The sequence below is a fragment of the Paracoccus sp. (in: a-proteobacteria) genome, assembly GCF_030538695.1.
Taxonomy (GTDB): Bacteria; Pseudomonadota; Alphaproteobacteria; order Rhodobacterales; family Rhodobacteraceae; genus Paracoccus.
This window is the reverse complement of the sequence record NZ_JAUNTN010000005.1, coordinates 22,476-37,461: the sequence shown is the minus strand read 5'-3', so window position 1 is coordinate 37,461 and position 14,986 is coordinate 22,476. Positions and strand designations below refer to the sequence as shown.

General features: G+C 64.0%; 17 protein-coding genes. 7 read left to right on the top strand and 10 right to left on the bottom strand.

Annotated elements, in window-relative coordinates; genetic code table 11:
• Nucleotides 1-109: 109 nt before the first annotated feature.
• The 3 genes from exbB to Q4G24_RS03655 are packed head-to-tail and all read left to right on the top strand — an operon-like array spanning nt 110 to nt 2,154.
• Nucleotides 110-892: a tonB-system energizer ExbB gene (exbB, locus tag Q4G24_RS03665; protein WP_303365152.1), complete on the top strand. Its 783-nt coding sequence runs from the start codon at nt 110-112 to the stop codon at nt 890-892.
• Between the two features lie 3 nt (nt 893-895).
• On the top strand, nt 896-1,348 hold the full coding sequence (gene exbD / locus Q4G24_RS03660) for a TonB system transport protein ExbD (protein WP_303365151.1): 453 nt from the start codon (nt 896-898) through the stop codon (nt 1,346-1,348).
• Entirely contained in the window at nt 1,345-2,154 is an 810-nt protein-coding gene (locus tag Q4G24_RS03655; RefSeq protein WP_303365150.1) for an energy transducer TonB, read from the top strand. The genes exbD and Q4G24_RS03655 overlap by 4 nt, the downstream gene beginning before the upstream one ends.
• A gap of 28 nt (nt 2,155-2,182) precedes the next feature.
• Here the strand turns inward: Q4G24_RS03655 and pgeF are convergent, their stop codons facing one another.
• Genes pgeF through lgt form a run of 3 tightly spaced genes read right to left on the bottom strand, consistent with a single transcriptional unit; the run spans nt 2,183 to nt 4,859 of the window.
• Complete coding sequence (pgeF, locus tag Q4G24_RS03650) at nt 2,183-2,950, bottom strand: peptidoglycan editing factor PgeF (RefSeq protein WP_303365149.1); 768 nt, start codon at nt 2,948-2,950, stop codon at nt 2,183-2,185.
• Nucleotides 2,950-3,999, bottom strand: coding sequence for a class I SAM-dependent methyltransferase (locus Q4G24_RS03645; protein WP_303365148.1), 1,050 nt, complete (start codon nt 3,997-3,999; stop codon nt 2,950-2,952). Before Q4G24_RS03645 ends, pgeF begins: the two co-directional genes overlap by 1 nt.
• The gene (gene lgt, locus Q4G24_RS03640) at nt 3,996-4,859 is read right to left on the bottom strand and encodes a prolipoprotein diacylglyceryl transferase (protein WP_303365147.1); all 864 of its coding nucleotides are present in this window, start codon (nt 4,857-4,859) and stop codon (nt 3,996-3,998) included. Before lgt ends, Q4G24_RS03645 begins: the two co-directional genes overlap by 4 nt.
• A 119-nt stretch (nt 4,860-4,978) precedes the next feature.
• On the opposite strand from lgt, the gene Q4G24_RS03635 reads away from it, so the two are divergent.
• Nucleotides 4,979-5,221 (top strand): accessory factor UbiK family protein, encoded by a 243-nt coding sequence (locus tag Q4G24_RS03635; RefSeq protein WP_303365146.1) that lies wholly within the window; start codon nt 4,979-4,981, stop codon nt 5,219-5,221.
• Here the strand turns inward: Q4G24_RS03635 and Q4G24_RS03630 are convergent.
• Nucleotides 5,218-5,562, bottom strand: coding sequence for a DUF6476 family protein (locus Q4G24_RS03630; RefSeq protein WP_303365145.1), 345 nt, complete (start codon nt 5,560-5,562; stop codon nt 5,218-5,220). The genes Q4G24_RS03635 and Q4G24_RS03630 overlap by 4 nt on opposite strands.
• Here Q4G24_RS03630 and Q4G24_RS03625 point away from each other — a divergent pair.
• The 3 genes from Q4G24_RS03625 to Q4G24_RS03615 all read left to right on the top strand — a co-directional run bounded on the left by Q4G24_RS03625 (nt 5,546) and on the right by Q4G24_RS03615 (nt 9,195).
• On the top strand, nt 5,546-6,568 hold the full coding sequence (locus Q4G24_RS03625) for an RluA family pseudouridine synthase (RefSeq protein WP_303365144.1): 1,023 nt from the start codon (nt 5,546-5,548) through the stop codon (nt 6,566-6,568). The genes Q4G24_RS03630 and Q4G24_RS03625 overlap by 17 nt on opposite strands.
• Nucleotides 6,569-6,610: 42 nt before the next feature.
• Nucleotides 6,611-7,516 (top strand): RNA polymerase sigma factor RpoH, encoded by a 906-nt coding sequence (gene rpoH / locus Q4G24_RS03620; RefSeq protein ID WP_303365143.1) that lies wholly within the window; start codon nt 6,611-6,613, stop codon nt 7,514-7,516.
• A 656-nt stretch (nt 7,517-8,172) separates the two neighbouring features.
• A complete protein-coding gene (locus Q4G24_RS03615) occupies nt 8,173-9,195 on the top strand; it encodes a hypothetical protein (RefSeq protein ID WP_303365142.1) in 1,023 nt (340 codons plus the stop codon).
• Between the two features lie 7 nt (nt 9,196-9,202).
• On the opposite strand, the gene Q4G24_RS03610 is transcribed toward Q4G24_RS03615, so the two are convergent.
• From Q4G24_RS03610 to Q4G24_RS03585, 6 genes are all read right to left on the bottom strand, one after another.
• Nucleotides 9,203-10,177, bottom strand: coding sequence for an SPOR domain-containing protein (locus tag Q4G24_RS03610; protein ID WP_303365141.1), 975 nt, complete (start codon nt 10,175-10,177; stop codon nt 9,203-9,205).
• A gap of 69 nt (nt 10,178-10,246) precedes the next feature.
• Nucleotides 10,247-10,879 (bottom strand): uracil phosphoribosyltransferase, encoded by a 633-nt coding sequence (gene upp, locus Q4G24_RS03605; protein WP_303365140.1) that lies wholly within the window; start codon nt 10,877-10,879, stop codon nt 10,247-10,249.
• Nucleotides 10,880-10,907: 28 nt separating this feature from the next.
• Entirely contained in the window at nt 10,908-11,894 is a 987-nt protein-coding gene (locus tag Q4G24_RS03600) for an adenosine deaminase (RefSeq protein ID WP_303365139.1), read from the bottom strand.
• 33 nt (nt 11,895-11,927) lie between these two features.
• Entirely contained in the window at nt 11,928-13,106 is a 1,179-nt protein-coding gene (locus Q4G24_RS03595) for a phosphopentomutase (RefSeq protein ID WP_303365138.1), read from the bottom strand.
• 36 nt (nt 13,107-13,142) lie between these two features.
• Nucleotides 13,143-14,480, bottom strand: a complete 1,338-nt coding sequence (locus Q4G24_RS03590) for a thymidine phosphorylase (protein ID WP_303365137.1) — start codon at nt 14,478-14,480, stop codon at nt 13,143-13,145.
• Nucleotides 14,477-14,884, bottom strand: coding sequence for a cytidine deaminase (locus Q4G24_RS03585; protein ID WP_303365136.1), 408 nt, complete (start codon nt 14,882-14,884; stop codon nt 14,477-14,479). Before Q4G24_RS03585 ends, Q4G24_RS03590 begins: the two co-directional genes overlap by 4 nt.
• Between the last annotated feature and the right edge of the window lie 102 nt (nt 14,885-14,986).

The following is a 14,986-nucleotide window of genomic DNA, read 5'->3' as shown; positions in this document are numbered from 1 at the left end:
TCCCATGTGATTCTGTCGGACTTGCAGCGCCAAGGCTTTCAGACTATTCCACTCAACAATTGTCGCCGGTATGGCCGGTCTCGGCTGTGCCGTGAGAAATGGAATATCTATGCTGAACAAGACCCTGCCCCGCCTTTCATCGCTGGCCTTTGCCGCTCCGCTGATTCTTTTGGCCGCCCCTGTGCTGGCGCAAGGCATTCCGCCAGCGGCGCTGCCGCATGACCTGTCCCCCATGGGTATGTTCATGGCGGCGGATATCGTGGTGAAAGGCGTGATGCTGGCTCTGGCGGCGGCTTCGGTCGTGACCTGGACCATCCTGATCGTGAAGCTGGTGGAAATGGCGGTGGCCAAGGCCAACGCCCGGCGCGGTGCCCAAACGATCCGCAACGCGGCCAGTCTGGATGCGGCTGTTGCGACCGCCGCCAAGCGCCGCGATCCGTCCAGCCATATGCTGCGGCTGGCCCAATATGAGCTGCGCCGTTCGGCCCCGGCGCTGTCGCGTGGCAGCGAAGGCACGCAAAGCCGCGTCAGTTCGCATCTGGCGGGCGTGGTGGCGCGGGCCGGACGTCAGGCTGCCATCGGCACCGGAGTGCTGGCAACGGTCGGGTCGATCTCGCCCTTCGTCGGGCTGTTCGGCACCGTCTGGGGCATTATGAACAGCTTTATCGGCATTTCGCAGGCGCAGACGACCAACCTTGCCGTGGTTGCGCCGGGCATCGCCGAGGCGCTGCTGGCCACCGCTATCGGCCTTGTTGCCGCCATCCCGGCGGTGGTGATCTATAACGGCTTTGCACGGTCCATCGCGGGCTATCGTCAGCGGCTGGCCGATAATGCCGCCGCCATCGAACGGCTGGTCAGCCGTGATCTGGACCTGCAAGGCAAGGGGGTCTGAACCATGGCCGCAGGACTGGACGACGGCGACGACCTGACCGAATCGCATGAGATCAACGTCACGCCTTTCATCGACGTGATGCTGGTGCTGCTGATTATCTTTATGGTGGCCGCGCCGCTGGCGACGGTGGATGTAAATATCGACCTGCCCGCCGCGCGTGGGGTGGCCAGCCAGCGCCCCGATCAGCCGGTCTGGCTGAGCATCAGCCCCGATCTGGCGCTGCATCTTGGCGATGAAGCGGTCAGCCGTGACGGGCTGGTGCCTGCGCTGGAGACGCTGACCAAAGGCGACCGTGAGGCCCGTATTTTCCTGCGCGCCGACCGGATGGTGCCTTATGGCGAGATGATGGAGGTTCTGAACAGCCTGCGGAGCGCGGGCTGGACCAAGGTTGCGCTGGTCGGGCTGGATGCAGCAAGCAGCGGCGGCACCAGCGCCGGAACCGGGGCTGCGCCATGATCGACCTTAGCCCCCTGACCCGCACGATCTGTTGTTCTGCTGCTGCTTTCGTGGTGGCGACAGCCCATATCGGCGCGGTTTTCTGGCTTAGCGAACGGGCAGCGGGGGCCGCGACCATGGCCCCGCCCGCGCCGGTGTTTATCGACCTTGCCGAAGCGCCGGTGCCTGAACCTGACGTGACCCCGGAACCCGAGGATGCCTCGCCCGAGCCGGTCGAGGAACAGGAACCCGAGGTTGAACCTGAACCGGAGCCGGAACATGAACCGGAGCCTGAGCCGGAACCCGAAGAAGATGTGGTCGAGGATTCGGAACTGGCGCTGGAAACCTCGGACCGACCGGTGATCCGCCCCGAGCGCCCGCGCCGGATCGAACGCCCGCGCGAGGAGCGCCGCGAAGCCCGCGAACGTCCGCGCCGCGAGGAACCCCGGACCGAGCGCCGCCAGAACCGCCGCAGCGATGCCACCACGCAGGGCCAGCGGCGTGAGGCCCGCCCGCGTGGCGGTGACGGCCCGCAAGGTGGCGGCAATCCCCGTGCGCAAGCCAGTTGGCAACAACAGGTCGGCAGTCGGATCAGCCGCCATATGTCGCGCACCCGGATTCAAGGCGGCCGTGGCTCGGTCACAGTCAATGTGAGCGTCTCCATTAGCGCAAATGGCACCGCCTCGGCCCGGCTGGCCAGCTCGACCGGAAACCCGGCACATGATGCCGCCCTGTCGCGTCAGGCAGCGCGGATGCCCCGGATGCCCGCGCCGCCAAATGGCACCGGCGGCAGCTTTACCCAGCCGGTCACGATCCAGATTCGCTGACAAAAGGCCCGGCCATTGCCGGGCTTTTTCATGCCTGATCCAGCACAATCGCCGCGATCAGTCGGCCATAATCCGGTGCGCCCTCATGCGTGGTGCGGCGAAAGCTGAAAAATCGAGCGGGGTCGGCATAGGTGCAATGTCGCGTCCATTCAGCCTCCACCCCCGCTGCGCGCAACCGCGACAAACCAAAGCCCGGAAGGTCAAAATGCGGCTTGTCACCGCCCGAGAAAAACCGCGCCGCATCCGGGTCGTCATCGGTGAACCTGTCCATGAAATCCCAGCCGACCTCATAGGCGGGCTGGCTGATGCAGGGACCGATCACCGCGCGAATATCCCGCGCCCCAAGCGCCTGCATCGTCTTGATGGTGGCCTCCAACACGCCATCCGCCGCACCGCGCCAGCCCGCATGGGCCGCGCCGATCACCCCGGCCGCAGAGTCGGCCAGCAGCACCGGCTGGCAATCGGCCGTCAGCACCGACAGGGCAATGCCGGGCTGATCCGTCACCAGCGCATCGGCGTGAAGACTGCGGGCAGCTTCGATTTCCGACGGGTCGCGGATCACCGCCACTTCGGCGGAATGAACCTGATGCACCCCCGCCAGCCGATCCGCAGCAACGCCCATCGCCTGCGCCACACGGGCGCGATTGGTCGCCACCGCATCCGCCTGATCGCGTGAGCCGCGCCCGCAGTTCAGCCCGGCATAAAGGCCCGAGGACACCCCGCCCTTGCGCGTAAAGAACCCGTGCCGGACACCCTCCAGCAGCGGCGAAGTCAGGATTTCCAGCATCACTTGCATCACTCATTGCCCCCAGGTGGCACGAAACCCGCAACCGGCGCGGCCCCGCGCGGCCAGATTGCCAACGCCTTGAAAAGCTGCCCCATTTGATCCGGGGCGACCAGCCGAGTCAACGCCTCTGCTGCCCCCGGATCGCCCGCGCGGACCAGCGCCCCGGCGCGCTCCGCCGCACCCAGCGCCAGCAGCAGATCGCCCTGCGTGACCATGGCCGAGACCTCGGCCCCTGCTGCCCGCGCGGCTGCGGCAATGGGGGCGAAATCCACATGGCTGGTCAGATCAGCCTGACCGGGATAGGCCAGCGGGTCTTCCGGACGGTGGTCGCGCAACGCCTGAAAACTGTCGCCCTGCCCATCCCAATTACCGTAATCAATCAGGATCGCCGCCCCGCCATGCGCGGCAATGCGGCTGGCAATTTCCGTGACAATGGCTGTGGTTGCCGGGCGATCCTCGAAGATATCTCCGACCTGCCCCCGACGCGGCAAAGGCAGCGGCGCGGCCAGCGCCAGCGTCAAACCATTATCATCCAGCGTCACCATCCGTTCCGACCAGCCGCCCTCGACCCGCTGATATTGGCGGATCGGCAACGCGTCCAGAAACTCATTCGCCACCAGAAACAGCGGTGCCTGCGGCAGATCGCTCAGACTGTCCAGATGCCGCGCCTGTGGCACCGCCCCCGCCTGCACCTGACGCAGATGCGGCGAGGCTTCGATCAGCACCGTATCGGCGGCCTCCAGCATCCCCGGCACCCGCGCCATGACCCGACGCATATCCGCCATCAGCGTGCCGCGCCCCGGCCCCGGCTCGGCCAGCGTAAAGGGCGCGGGCGACCCCTGATCCAGCCATGCCTGCGCCAGCGCCAGCCCGATCACTTCGCCAAAAATCTGGTTGATTTCCGGGGCGGTGATAAAATCCCCTGCCCGGCCGAATGGATCGCGGGTCGCGTAATAGCCATGGTCAGGGTGCAGCAGGCAGGTCTGCATATAGTCATGCAGACTCATCGGCCCAAAGGCGCGGATACGGTCAGCAATGATCCGGCCCAGCGGCGTCATCGCGCGGGCCGCAGCAGGGCAAAGCCGATAAAGCCAAGCCCGATCAACACCATAGGCAGCGACAAAAGCTGCCCCATCGACAGGCCCGCAACCACATGGCCCAGCGGATTATCAGGGGTGATGAACTGGGCATCGGCCTGCCTGAACAGCTCGACAAACATCCGCGCCGCGCCATAACCGGCAAGAAATACGCCAAAGGCCAGACCGGGGCGGCGCAAGCCCCCCATGCGGACCAAGGCAAACAGGATCAGCGCCAGCAGGATGCCTTCCAGCCCCGCCTCATAAAGCTGGCTGGGGTGGCGGGCGCAGGCCCCTACGACGCCGGGGCAATCCTGCGCCGCAGCCCCCGGAAAGACCACGCCCCAAGGCAGGTCGGTCGGACGGCCCCACAGCTCGGCATTGATGAAATTGGCCAGCCGCCCCAGCCCCAGCCCGATAGGCGTCGCCACAGCCAGCGCATCGGCCAGCCGCAAGGGCGGCACCCGGTTCAGCCAGCAGAAGATCGCTACAGCAACGATCACGCCGATGAAGCCGCCATGAAAGCTCATCCCGCCTTCCCAGACTTGCAAAATCTGGCCCGGATTGGCGAGGTAATAGGCAGGCTCATAAAACAGCACGAACCCCAGCCGCCCACCAAGCACCACGCCAAAGACGACCCAGACCAGCAGATCTTCGACCCTTGCGGCGGACATCGGCGCGGCGTCACCCCACAGGCGGTCGCGCCGCATCAGCCGCGCCACGATCCACCAGCCGACCAGCAGCCCGACCAGATAGGCCATCGCATACCAGCGCAGCGAAAAGGTCACGCCACCAATGGGAATCGAGACGATCTCGGGCGAGATATTGGGAAAGGGGATCATGCGGCGGCCTCTGTGCAGGTTTGCCGCAGGCTTAGCCGCCCCGCCCGTGCTGTCAACCGTTGCACCGGACGGCGGCTGCGCCCATATAGACGGCAACCGTTTTTGTGAAAGGCAGCGATATGACCGGCCAGAACCGCTTTTTCGACGATATGTCCAAGCTGATGACCAACGCCATGGGCGTGGCGCAGGGGGCCAAGGATGAGGCCGGGAACGCCATGAACGCCTGGGTCGACCGCTTTCTTGCTGATCGCGACTTTGTGACCCGCGAGGAGTTCGAGGCCGTCCGCGAAATGGCCGTCAAGGCCCGCACCGAAAACGCCGAGCTGCGCGCCCGGATCGAGGCGCTGGAAGCCAAAGGCTAATCCACCCGGCGCTGCAAACTGCCGTCGGGGGCGTAAAACAGCACCGCCCCCGCCTGTGTCACCACAATGACCCGACCTTGGGCATAGGTGACGGCGGCGGCGGTCTCGCCTTCGGGCAAGGTAATCGGCGCGGGCGGCGGCGGAATATCTCCGGCGCGGGTCATTTGCGGCATCCGCGCCCAAATCAACGCCACGATGGCCAGCACGCCAAAGCCCATGACCAGCGCCAGCCCTGTCACCAATCGCCGCAGATAACGCGCATCCGCCGCCAGCCCCTCGGGAACAGGGCTGCCCTGTTCGCCTTTCCCTGATATATTGTCCTGCATGTCCAGCCTTACCATCACCATTCCCGAAAACCCGCCTGCCCGGCTTGATAAGGCGCTGGTCGCCGCTGCGCCAGACGGTTCGGCCCTGTCTCGGTCGCGCCTTGCCCGGCTGCTGGAGCAAGGTGCGGTCAGCGGCCCGGCAGGTATCACGCGCGACGGCAAGGCCCGCGCCATCGCAGGCGAGGTTTACCACATTGCCCTGCCCCCGCCCGAGCCGGTCGAGGCGCTGCCCGAGAATATCCCCCTGCATATCATTTACGAAGATGACGCCCTGATCGTCGTCGATAAGCCTGCGGGTATGGTCGTTCACCCGGCCCCCGGTGCGCCCTCGGGAACGCTGGTCAATGCGCTGCTGCATCATTGCGGCGATTCGCTGTCGGGGATTGGTGGCGAAAAGCGCCCGGGCATCGTGCATCGCATCGACAAGGACACCTCGGGCCTGCTGGTGGTGGCGAAATCCGACCTTGCGCATCAGGGGCTTGCCGCACAATTCGAGGCCCACACCAGCCGCCGCACCTATCTGGCACTGGCTTACGGCGTGATCGACGCCGCTGATGCACGGCTGCGCGGCACGCCGGGGATCAGCTTTGAAACTGGCAATGTGCTGAAAATCACCTCGGGGCTTGGCCGTCACCCCAGCGACCGGCAGAAACAGGCGGTCTGGTTCGATCGCGGTCGCCATGCCGTCACCCGCGCCCGGATGCTGGAAAGTTTTGGCCAGCCGCCCGCCGCGATGCTGGTCGAATGTCGGCTGGAAACCGGCCGCACGCATCAAATCCGTGTGCATATGGCTCATGCCGGACTGTCGCTGATCGGTGATCCGGTCTATGGTGGGGCCCGCAAAGCCTCGGCCCGTGCGCTTGGGCCGGCGGCAGAGGCCGCACAAGCCTTTCCGCGTCAGGCCCTGCACGCCACACGGCTGGGTTTCGCCCATCCGCTGACCGGCGAAGATATGGATTTTGAAAGCCCCCTGCCCGCCGACATGGCCAGCCTGCTGACCGCTTTGCGTGGAACCGGCTAGGGCCGGGCCGCGTTTCACAAACCAGCGCGAAAGAAACACGATATGGCCAATTACACCTCACTTCCCGCCCCCAGCCCCGAACAGGGCCTGAACCGCTATCTTCAGGAAATCCGCAAGTTCCCGCTCTTGGAGCCGGAACAGGAATATATGCTGGCCAAACGCTGGGCCGACCATCAGGACAGCGAGGCCGCGCATGAGCTTGTTACCAGCCACCTGCGGCTGGCGGCGAAAATCGCAATGGGCTATCGCGGCTACGGCTTGCCGCAGGCTGAGGTGATTTCCGAGGCCAATGTCGGGCTGATGCAGGCGGTCAAGCGGTTCGACCCCGAAAAGGGCTTCCGGCTTGCGACCTATGCGATGTGGTGGATCCGCGCCTCGATTCAGGAATATATCCTGCGGTCGTGGTCTTTGGTGAAGATGGGCACGACCTCGGGCCAGAAAAAGCTATTCTTCAACCTGCGCAAGGCCAAGAACCGCATCGGCGCCTTGGAAGAGGGCGATCTGCGCCCCGAAAACGTCGCCCAGATTGCCCATGACCTGAACGTGACCGAACAAGAGGTCATCGACATGAACCGCCGCCTGTCGGGGGGCGACGCCTCGCTGAACGCGCAGGTGGGGGCCGCCGATGGCGACAGCACCGCGCAATGGCAAGACTGGCTGGAAGACGAATCCGCCAATCAGGCCGACGATCTGGCCGAGCGTGACGAGCTGACCGCCCGGCGCGAGATGCTGACCGCGGCGATGGATGTGCTCAACGACCGCGAAAAGGACATCCTGATGGAACGCCGCCTGCGCGACGATCCCATGACGCTGGAGGATCTTTCCACCCGCTATGGCGTCTCGCGCGAGCGTATCCGCCAGATCGAGGTTCGCGCCTTCGACAAGCTGCAAGCCCGGATGCGCAACATGGCGCAGGATCGCGGCATGGAGATTGGCGATGCAGGATAGGGACCGCACGGGATATGTTCTCTGAAATGGGGCATCGCGGGTGCCATAATCCGCGATCTGCGCAATCATCGTAACGCAAAGATCATCGCCCGCTTCCACACAGGCACTCGTTTTCAGGGCGTAAGCAGACACCCTAACCACGTTTTCCGCGCCACAACGCCATGACAGAAGCGCCTTGGCAGCTTCCTCGCGGCCCGCAAGGGGGCAAGGGCAACACAGGTGGGGCAACAGATCGTTGCGCCCCACAACCAAGCTGAACAAAAGACGGTATTTGAACCTTTCGCTGTCGCAGAATGAGATCACCGCGCCGTCGCTACTACTGCGTGAGGGTCTTGTTTCCTTTGGCACTGTAACCCAGATCCTACGCGCCCCCGGTCCAAAGTGCCGCTGAGCCACTGGTCCCTGCCTGCCGTGCGCCGCCTGAACCCGCATGAGACCGCCGCCTTTTATTTGCACGCAGCCGAGACGGCTGGACATCAAAGCCCCGCTTGGTAGAGACTATCACCCGCATGTCCTGCAAAACGACGTCAGTTTGCAAAAGCCCCTCAGGAGCATCGCCGTTGCGTGGCCTTTGCGGAACAGATCATATCCCGCTTTCAGCCCCCGTTGACCCGCGCAGAAGCCACGTTATTCTGAAACAAAGGACAGGGGCAGGCATGACGGCGCTGGAACAATATACCCGGCTGGAAGCCTCGGGCCTATGGCGCGAAACGCCTGTCGCGCAACTGCGTGAAGTTATTGTTTCCTTTGGTAATGCAACCCTTATCTTGCGCGACCCCCGGTCCGAAGTGCCGCTGAGTCACTGGTCCCTGCCTGCCGTGCGCCGCCTGAACCCGCATGAGACCCCCGCCATTTATGTGCCGGGCCATGATGCCGCCAGCGAGGCCGAGACGCTGGAAATCGACGACCCGCTGATGATCGAAGCCATCACCCGCGTGCATCGCGCCATTGACGCCCGCCGCCCGCATCCCGGCCGGTTACGGCGGATTCTGGCGGTGGCCACGCTGGTGCTGATGGTCGCGGGACTGTTCTGGTTGCCTGCGGCGCTGATTGGCTATGCCAGCCGCATTGCACCTGCTGCCACCCGCGCGGAAATGGGACAGGCGATTCTGACCGATCTGCAACGCTCAACCGGGCCAGCCTGCACACGACCATCCGCCAATGGCGCGCTGAACGCGCTGGCGACACGGGTGTTCGGGATGCCCGTAACCGTCACCGTTCTGCCGGTTGCACTGGATCATGCGCTGGTGGTGCCGGGGGGGCAGGTGGTGATCGGGCGTGATGTTACGCAGCGCCCCGATGGGGCCGGTGTGCTGATTGGCCAGTTGATCGCCGCTGCCCAAAATACCACGCAACACGACCCGACGGCGACCGCCCTGGATTACGCCGGGCTGCGCGGCTCGCTGGACGTTCTGACCTCGGGCGAGTTGCGCCCACAGCTTTTTGACGGCTATGGCGAGGCGCTGCTGCAAAGCCCGCCACCCGCACCGGATGAGGACGCCCTGCTGGCACGGTTCGAGGCGCTGAACACCTCCAGCCAGCCTTATGCCCGGTCGCTGGACCCCAGCGGTGAAACGGTTCTGGCACTGATCGAGGCCGATCCGATGCGCGGCAAACCGCCCTCGCCCGCAGTTGATCCGGCAGCGTGGCGCAGCATCAGCCGGATTTGCAACAACTAAAACCACCTTAACGCGGCACCGCATTAGGGTAGCCTTGGCTGCGCAGGTGATTCAGCGCCGAAACAATCCGCTCGCGCGTCTCAAACGGACCTGCCATGACGACCGCCAGCGCCGCATCCCCACGATCCGTTGCCCGCACAACCGGATAGCCCAGCGTGACCAACCGCTGCACGGCCCGCTGCACGTCATCCTCGTTGCGATAGACACCGATTTGCACATAACGCGCCCCGGCCGGAATATGCGGAACAACGGCCGGGCGCTCTGCCGGTGCCGAAGGCGCGCTTGCCGCCCTGATCACCGGGCGCTCTTCCCGGCGCATGACCGCCCTTTGTGCAGAAGACGTGACCTTGGGCTTTGCAGCTTCGGGCTTTGGCCGATCCACAGAGGCAGAATCCGCCTGACGCCCTTCCTGCACCTGCGCAGCCCCACCCTCAGCAGAGCAATGCCCCGCTGCCGCATTGGCCCGCGCCCCATCGCCCGCAGGCGCATAGCCCAGCAAATTGCACAGCCGTTCGTTCGGCCCCCGCCCCCCTGAACGCGCCGCCTCACTGACCGGAACCATCCGCACCGCCCCAGCCAGCACTGTACCAATATCATGCGACACAGGCGCAGATGGCAGCCGCGCGGGTGACAGGGTATCGCCCGTCAGGCCCACCGATTGCAGCCCCGGAGCAAGCGCCCGCACAACCCGCTGTTCCAGCGACTCTCCAGCCCCGACTGCAGGCGCGGCAGACGTCGCCATAAAAAAGCCCGGTGCATCCATCGCCGCCATGGTCGGTGGATAGCCGCAAACCGCCCGCCCCTGCCCGTCAAGGCGGGGCAGCCAGCCACCCTCGGCACGCATGAATACACAGCCGCCACTGTCGATATATTGCGCACCATCAAATTGCGGCGGCGGCAGTTCAGCCGGGTGGCGCTGCACCTCATCCGCACGCGCCATTCCCGCCATCAGCACCGCAAAAACCACGATAAAATGCAGCATCTTTCCCCCGATTCCCGGCTTTCGGGAATCGGGATAGCGCATAAACCCCTAATATCTCGTTAAAGCGGCTTATTTTGTGCCAAACATCCGGTCGCCAGCATCACCAAGCCCCGGCACGATATAGCCATGGTCGTTCAGCTTTTCATCCACCGCCGCCGTGATAATCGGCACATCAGGATGCGCCTGACGCATCCGCTCAACCCCTTCGGGCGCGGCCAGAAGGCACAGAAAACGCAGGTTTTTCGCGCCCTTTTCTTTCAACAGATCAATCGCCGCGACCGAACTGTTCCCCGTCGCCAGCATTGGATCAACAACAATGACCATGCGCGAATCCAGATCAGCCGGAACCTTCGCATAATATTGCACCGGCTGCAAAGTTTCGGGGTCACGATAGAGCCCGACAAAGCCGACACGCGCCGAGGGAATCAGCTCCAGAATCCCGTCCAGAAGCCCATTCCCAGCCCGCAAAATCGAGATCAGGGACAATTTTTTCCCAGCCAGAACAGGAGCCTGCATCTTGCAGACCGGGGTTTCGACTTCAGTCGTGGTCAGTTCCAGCTCACGCGTGACCTCATAGGCCAAAAGCAGGCTGATTTCGCGCAAAAGCTGGCGGAACTCTGCGGTCGAGGCTGACTTATCGCGCATCAAAGTCAGCTTATGCTGCACAAGAGGATGGTTAACGACGGTCAGATGCGCGGTCATCGGCTGGCTCCTTTTTGGGTTCATGCTGTCATGCCTGATCCAGCACCGAAAGCAAGGTCGCACGGGTGGTCTCATCACAAAATGCGGCACCGGCAGCGTTGCGGTTCATCTCAGCAAACTCTGGCTCTGACCAGCCAAAAGCATCGGCAAGGCGTTGATATTCATGCGTCAGGCTGGTGTGAAAGAACGGCGGATCATCGGTTGAAACCGTCACCGCCACCCCTGCGTCAGCCAGCCGTGCAATGGGATGGGCGGACCAATCAGGGTAAATGCCCAAGGCGATATTTGATCCAGGGCAGACCTCAAGAACGATCCCCCGCTGCGCCAGTTCGTTAACCAATACGGCATCCTCAATCGCACGGACACCGTGACCAATACGGCTGACCCCAAGCGCCAGCGCCTGCCGGATCGAATCGGGACCGCCCCATTCCCCCGCATGGCAGGTCAGGCCAAGCCCGGCTTCGCGGGCGCAGTCGAAACTCCACCGAAAATCGGTTGCGAGCCCAACGTCTTCAGCCCCGGCAAGGCCAAAACCGGCCACCCAACCGCTGCGGTCCCCTGAGCCTGTCTCCGCGGCACAAACGGCTGATTTTCGGGCCTGATCCGGGCCAAGGTGGCGGATGGGCGTCACAATGGCGCGGCTGTCGATCCCCTGCCCACGCATCGCCTGTGCGGTTTCCGTCATGGCGGCCAGATAGTCACGCCACGCCACCAGATCACCGCCGCCGCAAAACTCGGGCGAGACAAACAGCTCGGCATAGACCGCCCCTTCTTCAGCCGCATTTTCCAGCACCACCCGCAGTAAATCGGCATAATCCCGAGGGGTTTCAATCAGTGCCGTTGCGGCCTCGTAAACCTTCAGGAAGTCATTGAAATCCCTATAGGCGTAATGGCCATCAGCATCAAAAATCCTCCCCGGATCGCGGGTCTTACGGGCAGCCAAGGCACGGATAAAGCCCGGCGGGGCCGCGCCTTCCAAATGCAGATGCAGTTCAATCTTTTTTAAGTTTTTCATGCCAGGATGACCTTGCGAATCAATGACAGGAGGTCAGATAAAACTTTGCCCATGAGCCGGCCCCCGCAGGCCAAGATGCGCCAGAACCGAGGCCCCGACATCCGAAAATCCGACCAGCCCGACCGGGCGCAGCCCCAACCCTGCGCCAAGGACGGGAACGCGCTCGCGCGTGTGATCGGTGCCGGTCCAGCTTGGGTCATTGCCGTGATCGGCGGTAAAAATCGCCAGATCGCCGGGACGCAGACCGGCGATGACGCGACCGGCAACGGTATCGAACCATTCCAGATGGCCGCGATAGCCCGCAATATCGCGGCGGTGGCCATAAAGGCTGTCGAATTCGACAAAATTGGCGAAGGTCAGGCTGCCCGGTTCCGCAACGTCCAGCAGCGAGACAAGGGCCTCGGCCAGATCGGCGTCAGACTTGCCTTTATGCAGGCGAGAGATACCGCGATGGCTGAATATATCGCCAATCTTGCCAACGGCATGGGTCACGCGCCCGGCGGCATGGGCAATGTCCAGAATGGTGTCGGCGGGTGCAGGGATGGCATAATCACGCCGGTTCGGGGTGCGCCGGAACGCACCGGGCTGGCCGGTAAAGGGCCGCGCGATCACCCGGCCCACGCGTATGGCGTGCAGCATCGGGGCCAGCGCCTCGCAAAGCGTCAGCAAACGGTCCAGACCGAAGGTTTCCTCATGCGCAGCGATCTGGAACACGCTGTCGGCCGATGTATAGCAGATCGGCCAGCCGCTGCGCAGATGTTCGGCCCCCAACTGGTCAAGGATCACCGTGCCGGATGAGTGGCAGTTGCCAAGGATGCCATCGGTCCCGGCCAGTTCGCAGACCCGCGCAGTCAATTCGGGCGGAAAGGCCGGAATCTGGTTCGGAAAGGTCGTCCAGTTCCATGGCACCGGCACGCCCGCAATTTCCCAATGGCCCGAGGGTGTGTCTTTGCCGTTTGAGACCTCGGACGCGGCCCCCCAAAGCCCCTTCGGCATCGCGCCAAGCCCCGGCGCAGTTGCATCGCTGGCCAGATGCAGCGCCGCACCAAGGCCAAGGCGGTCGAGATTGGGCATAAACAGCGGCGCATCCGCCGCGATATGCGCCAGCGTATTGGCGCCGGTATCGGGGCGGCCATCGTTGAAGAAACATTCGGCATCGGAAGCCCCGCCAATGCCCACAGAGTCCATAACGATCAGGAAAGCGCGGTTCATCTGGCTGTTATCCATGGGTATTTTGACAAAAGGAAATCATTCCGCGGTGATCCGGTCAAGGATCAGCGGCGGCGGCTTGACCATCGGATCAGGGCCAAGGGTAAAGGCCGCCTGAAGTTCGGGATAGGCAGCCTCGGCCTCCTCCGACGTCCGCGCATGGATATGGCCGACGGATTCGCCGTGATCGGTCACGCTCTCTCCGATTTGGGCAATGTGGTAAATACCGACGCCGTGGTGGATCGGATCCCCCGGCCGCACGCGACCGCCGCCAAGCCGCAAGATCAGTTCACCAATGGCACGCGTATCAATGGATTGGACATAATGATCGCCACTACGCCAGTCGGATTCATCCCAGAAAGACCTACCGTCCTTTGGCAAATATTCGCGCGGGCGCTCAATCAGATCCGTTGGGCCGCCCAGTTCGGCAACCATCTTTGCAAAGCGTTCCGCCGCATGGCCGGACTTGATGACCGCCCGCACCCTCTCCGCCCCGGCTTGCGGGTCAGGCGCAAGGCCGGTCAACGCCAGCAGCTCTCCACCAAGAATAATCGCCAGATCGCGGGGGCCTCGGTATCCCGGCACAAGTGGGCGGGTCAGCGCCTCGATCGCATCGGCCACTTCGACGGCATTTCCGACGCTGCCTGCCAACGGGCTGTTCATATCGGTAATCAGCGCCACGCTCTGACAGCCCGCATCATTCGCCGTTTCGACCAAAGCGTGGGCCAAGGCACGGGCGCTGTCCAGATCGCGCATGAAGGCCCCGTTGCCGCATTTCACATCCAGAACCAGCGCATCCGAACCTGCTGCCAGTTTTTTCGACAGGATCGAAGACACGATCAAATCCAGACTTTCCACCGTCCCGGAAATGTCGCGGATGGCGTAAAGGCGGCGGTCGGCGGGGGCAAGATCATCACTGGCACCGACAATCGCGCAACCGGCCCGGTCAAGCACGCGGTTCAGCGTCGCCCGGTCCACCTGCGTGCGATAACCGGGGATGGCTTCCAGCTTGTCCAGCGTGCCGCCCGTATGGCCAAGCCCGCGCCCCGAGATCATCGGCACATAGCAACCACAGGCCGCAAGCGCAGGGGCAAGAATCAGCGACACACTATCCCCCACGCCGCCGGTCGAATGTTTATCCACCACCGGCCCCGGCAGATCCCAGCGCAGCACCTCGCCCGAATCGCGCATGGCGTGGGTCAGCGCGGCCCGCCCTGCGCCATCCAGCCCGCGCAGATAAACCGCCATTGCAAAGGCCCCGGCCTGCGCATCGCCGACCTCGCCCGTGGCAAGGCCGCGCGCAAACCATTGCGCATCCTGCACCGTCAGCCCTTGCCCATCACGCAGGCGGGCAATGATGCGGCGGGCATTGCTCATGCGCGGACCGGCTCCAGCCCGGACATATGCGCGGCCTCGAAACGGCCCGGCAGCAGCGTGGCAATGGTGGTCGGCAGGGTCGCCCCCGCCACCGTCGCCAACAGCACCGGGGTATCACCGCGCCCAAACTCGGCCAGCTTTTGCCGGCAGCCGCCGCAAGGGGGCACCGGGTTGGGGCTGTCAGCGATCACCGCAACCTCAACCAGCTCGGTTTCACCCGCCGCAACCATGGCCGCGATGGCCCCCGCCTCGGCGCAGGTGCCTTCGGGATAGGCGACATTTTCGACGTTGCACCCCCGGTAGATCCGGCCCGAAGCACCGCGCACGGCGGCCCCGACCTTGAAGTTGGAATAAGGGGCATAGGCGGCCTCACGCACCTCGCGCGCGGCATCAAGAAGCGACATGGCAAACCTCCGCTGGATTTTCACGCAGTTTGCGCCCGCCCTTTGCGCAATGCAAGGTCCGCCCCTTGGCCTTTTCGCGCAATTTAGTTTAACGCTGAACCA

What these genes read in the sequence shown, in the direction of transcription:
- exbB (WP_303365152.1), top strand. Translation starts at nt 110, where the DNA reads ATGCTGAACAAGACCCTGCCCCGCCTTTCATCGCTGGCCTTTGCCGCT.
- exbD (WP_303365151.1), top strand. Translation starts at nt 896, where the DNA reads ATGGCCGCAGGACTGGACGACGGCGACGACCTGACCGAATCGCATGAG.
- Q4G24_RS03655 (WP_303365150.1), top strand. Translation starts at nt 1,345, where the DNA reads ATGATCGACCTTAGCCCCCTGACCCGCACGATCTGTTGTTCTGCTGCT.
- pgeF (WP_303365149.1), bottom strand. Translation starts at nt 2,950, where the DNA reads ATGCAAGTGATGCTGGAAATCCTGACTTCGCCGCTGCTGGAGGGTGTC.
- Q4G24_RS03645 (WP_303365148.1), bottom strand. Translation starts at nt 3,999, where the DNA reads ATGACGCCGCTGGGCCGGATCATTGCTGACCGTATCCGCGCCTTTGGG.
- lgt (WP_303365147.1), bottom strand. Translation starts at nt 4,859, where the DNA reads ATGATCCCCTTTCCCAATATCTCGCCCGAGATCGTCTCGATTCCCATT.
- Q4G24_RS03635 (WP_303365146.1), top strand. Translation starts at nt 4,979, where the DNA reads ATGACCGGCCAGAACCGCTTTTTCGACGATATGTCCAAGCTGATGACC.
- Q4G24_RS03625 (WP_303365144.1), top strand. Translation starts at nt 5,546, where the DNA reads ATGTCCAGCCTTACCATCACCATTCCCGAAAACCCGCCTGCCCGGCTT.
- Q4G24_RS03630 (WP_303365145.1), bottom strand. Translation starts at nt 5,562, where the DNA reads ATGGTAAGGCTGGACATGCAGGACAATATATCAGGGAAAGGCGAACAG.
- rpoH (WP_303365143.1), top strand. Translation starts at nt 6,611, where the DNA reads ATGGCCAATTACACCTCACTTCCCGCCCCCAGCCCCGAACAGGGCCTG.
- Q4G24_RS03615 (WP_303365142.1), top strand. Translation starts at nt 8,173, where the DNA reads ATGACGGCGCTGGAACAATATACCCGGCTGGAAGCCTCGGGCCTATGG.
- Q4G24_RS03610 (WP_303365141.1), bottom strand. Translation starts at nt 10,177, where the DNA reads ATGCTGCATTTTATCGTGGTTTTTGCGGTGCTGATGGCGGGAATGGCG.
- upp (WP_303365140.1), bottom strand. Translation starts at nt 10,879, where the DNA reads ATGACCGCGCATCTGACCGTCGTTAACCATCCTCTTGTGCAGCATAAG.
- Q4G24_RS03600 (WP_303365139.1), bottom strand. Translation starts at nt 11,894, where the DNA reads ATGAAAAACTTAAAAAAGATTGAACTGCATCTGCATTTGGAAGGCGCG.
- Q4G24_RS03595 (WP_303365138.1), bottom strand. Translation starts at nt 13,106, where the DNA reads ATGAACCGCGCTTTCCTGATCGTTATGGACTCTGTGGGCATTGGCGGG.
- Q4G24_RS03590 (WP_303365137.1), bottom strand. Translation starts at nt 14,480, where the DNA reads ATGAGCAATGCCCGCCGCATCATTGCCCGCCTGCGTGATGGGCAAGGG.
- Q4G24_RS03585 (WP_303365136.1), bottom strand. Translation starts at nt 14,884, where the DNA reads ATGTCGCTTCTTGATGCCGCGCGCGAGGTGCGTGAGGCCGCCTATGCC.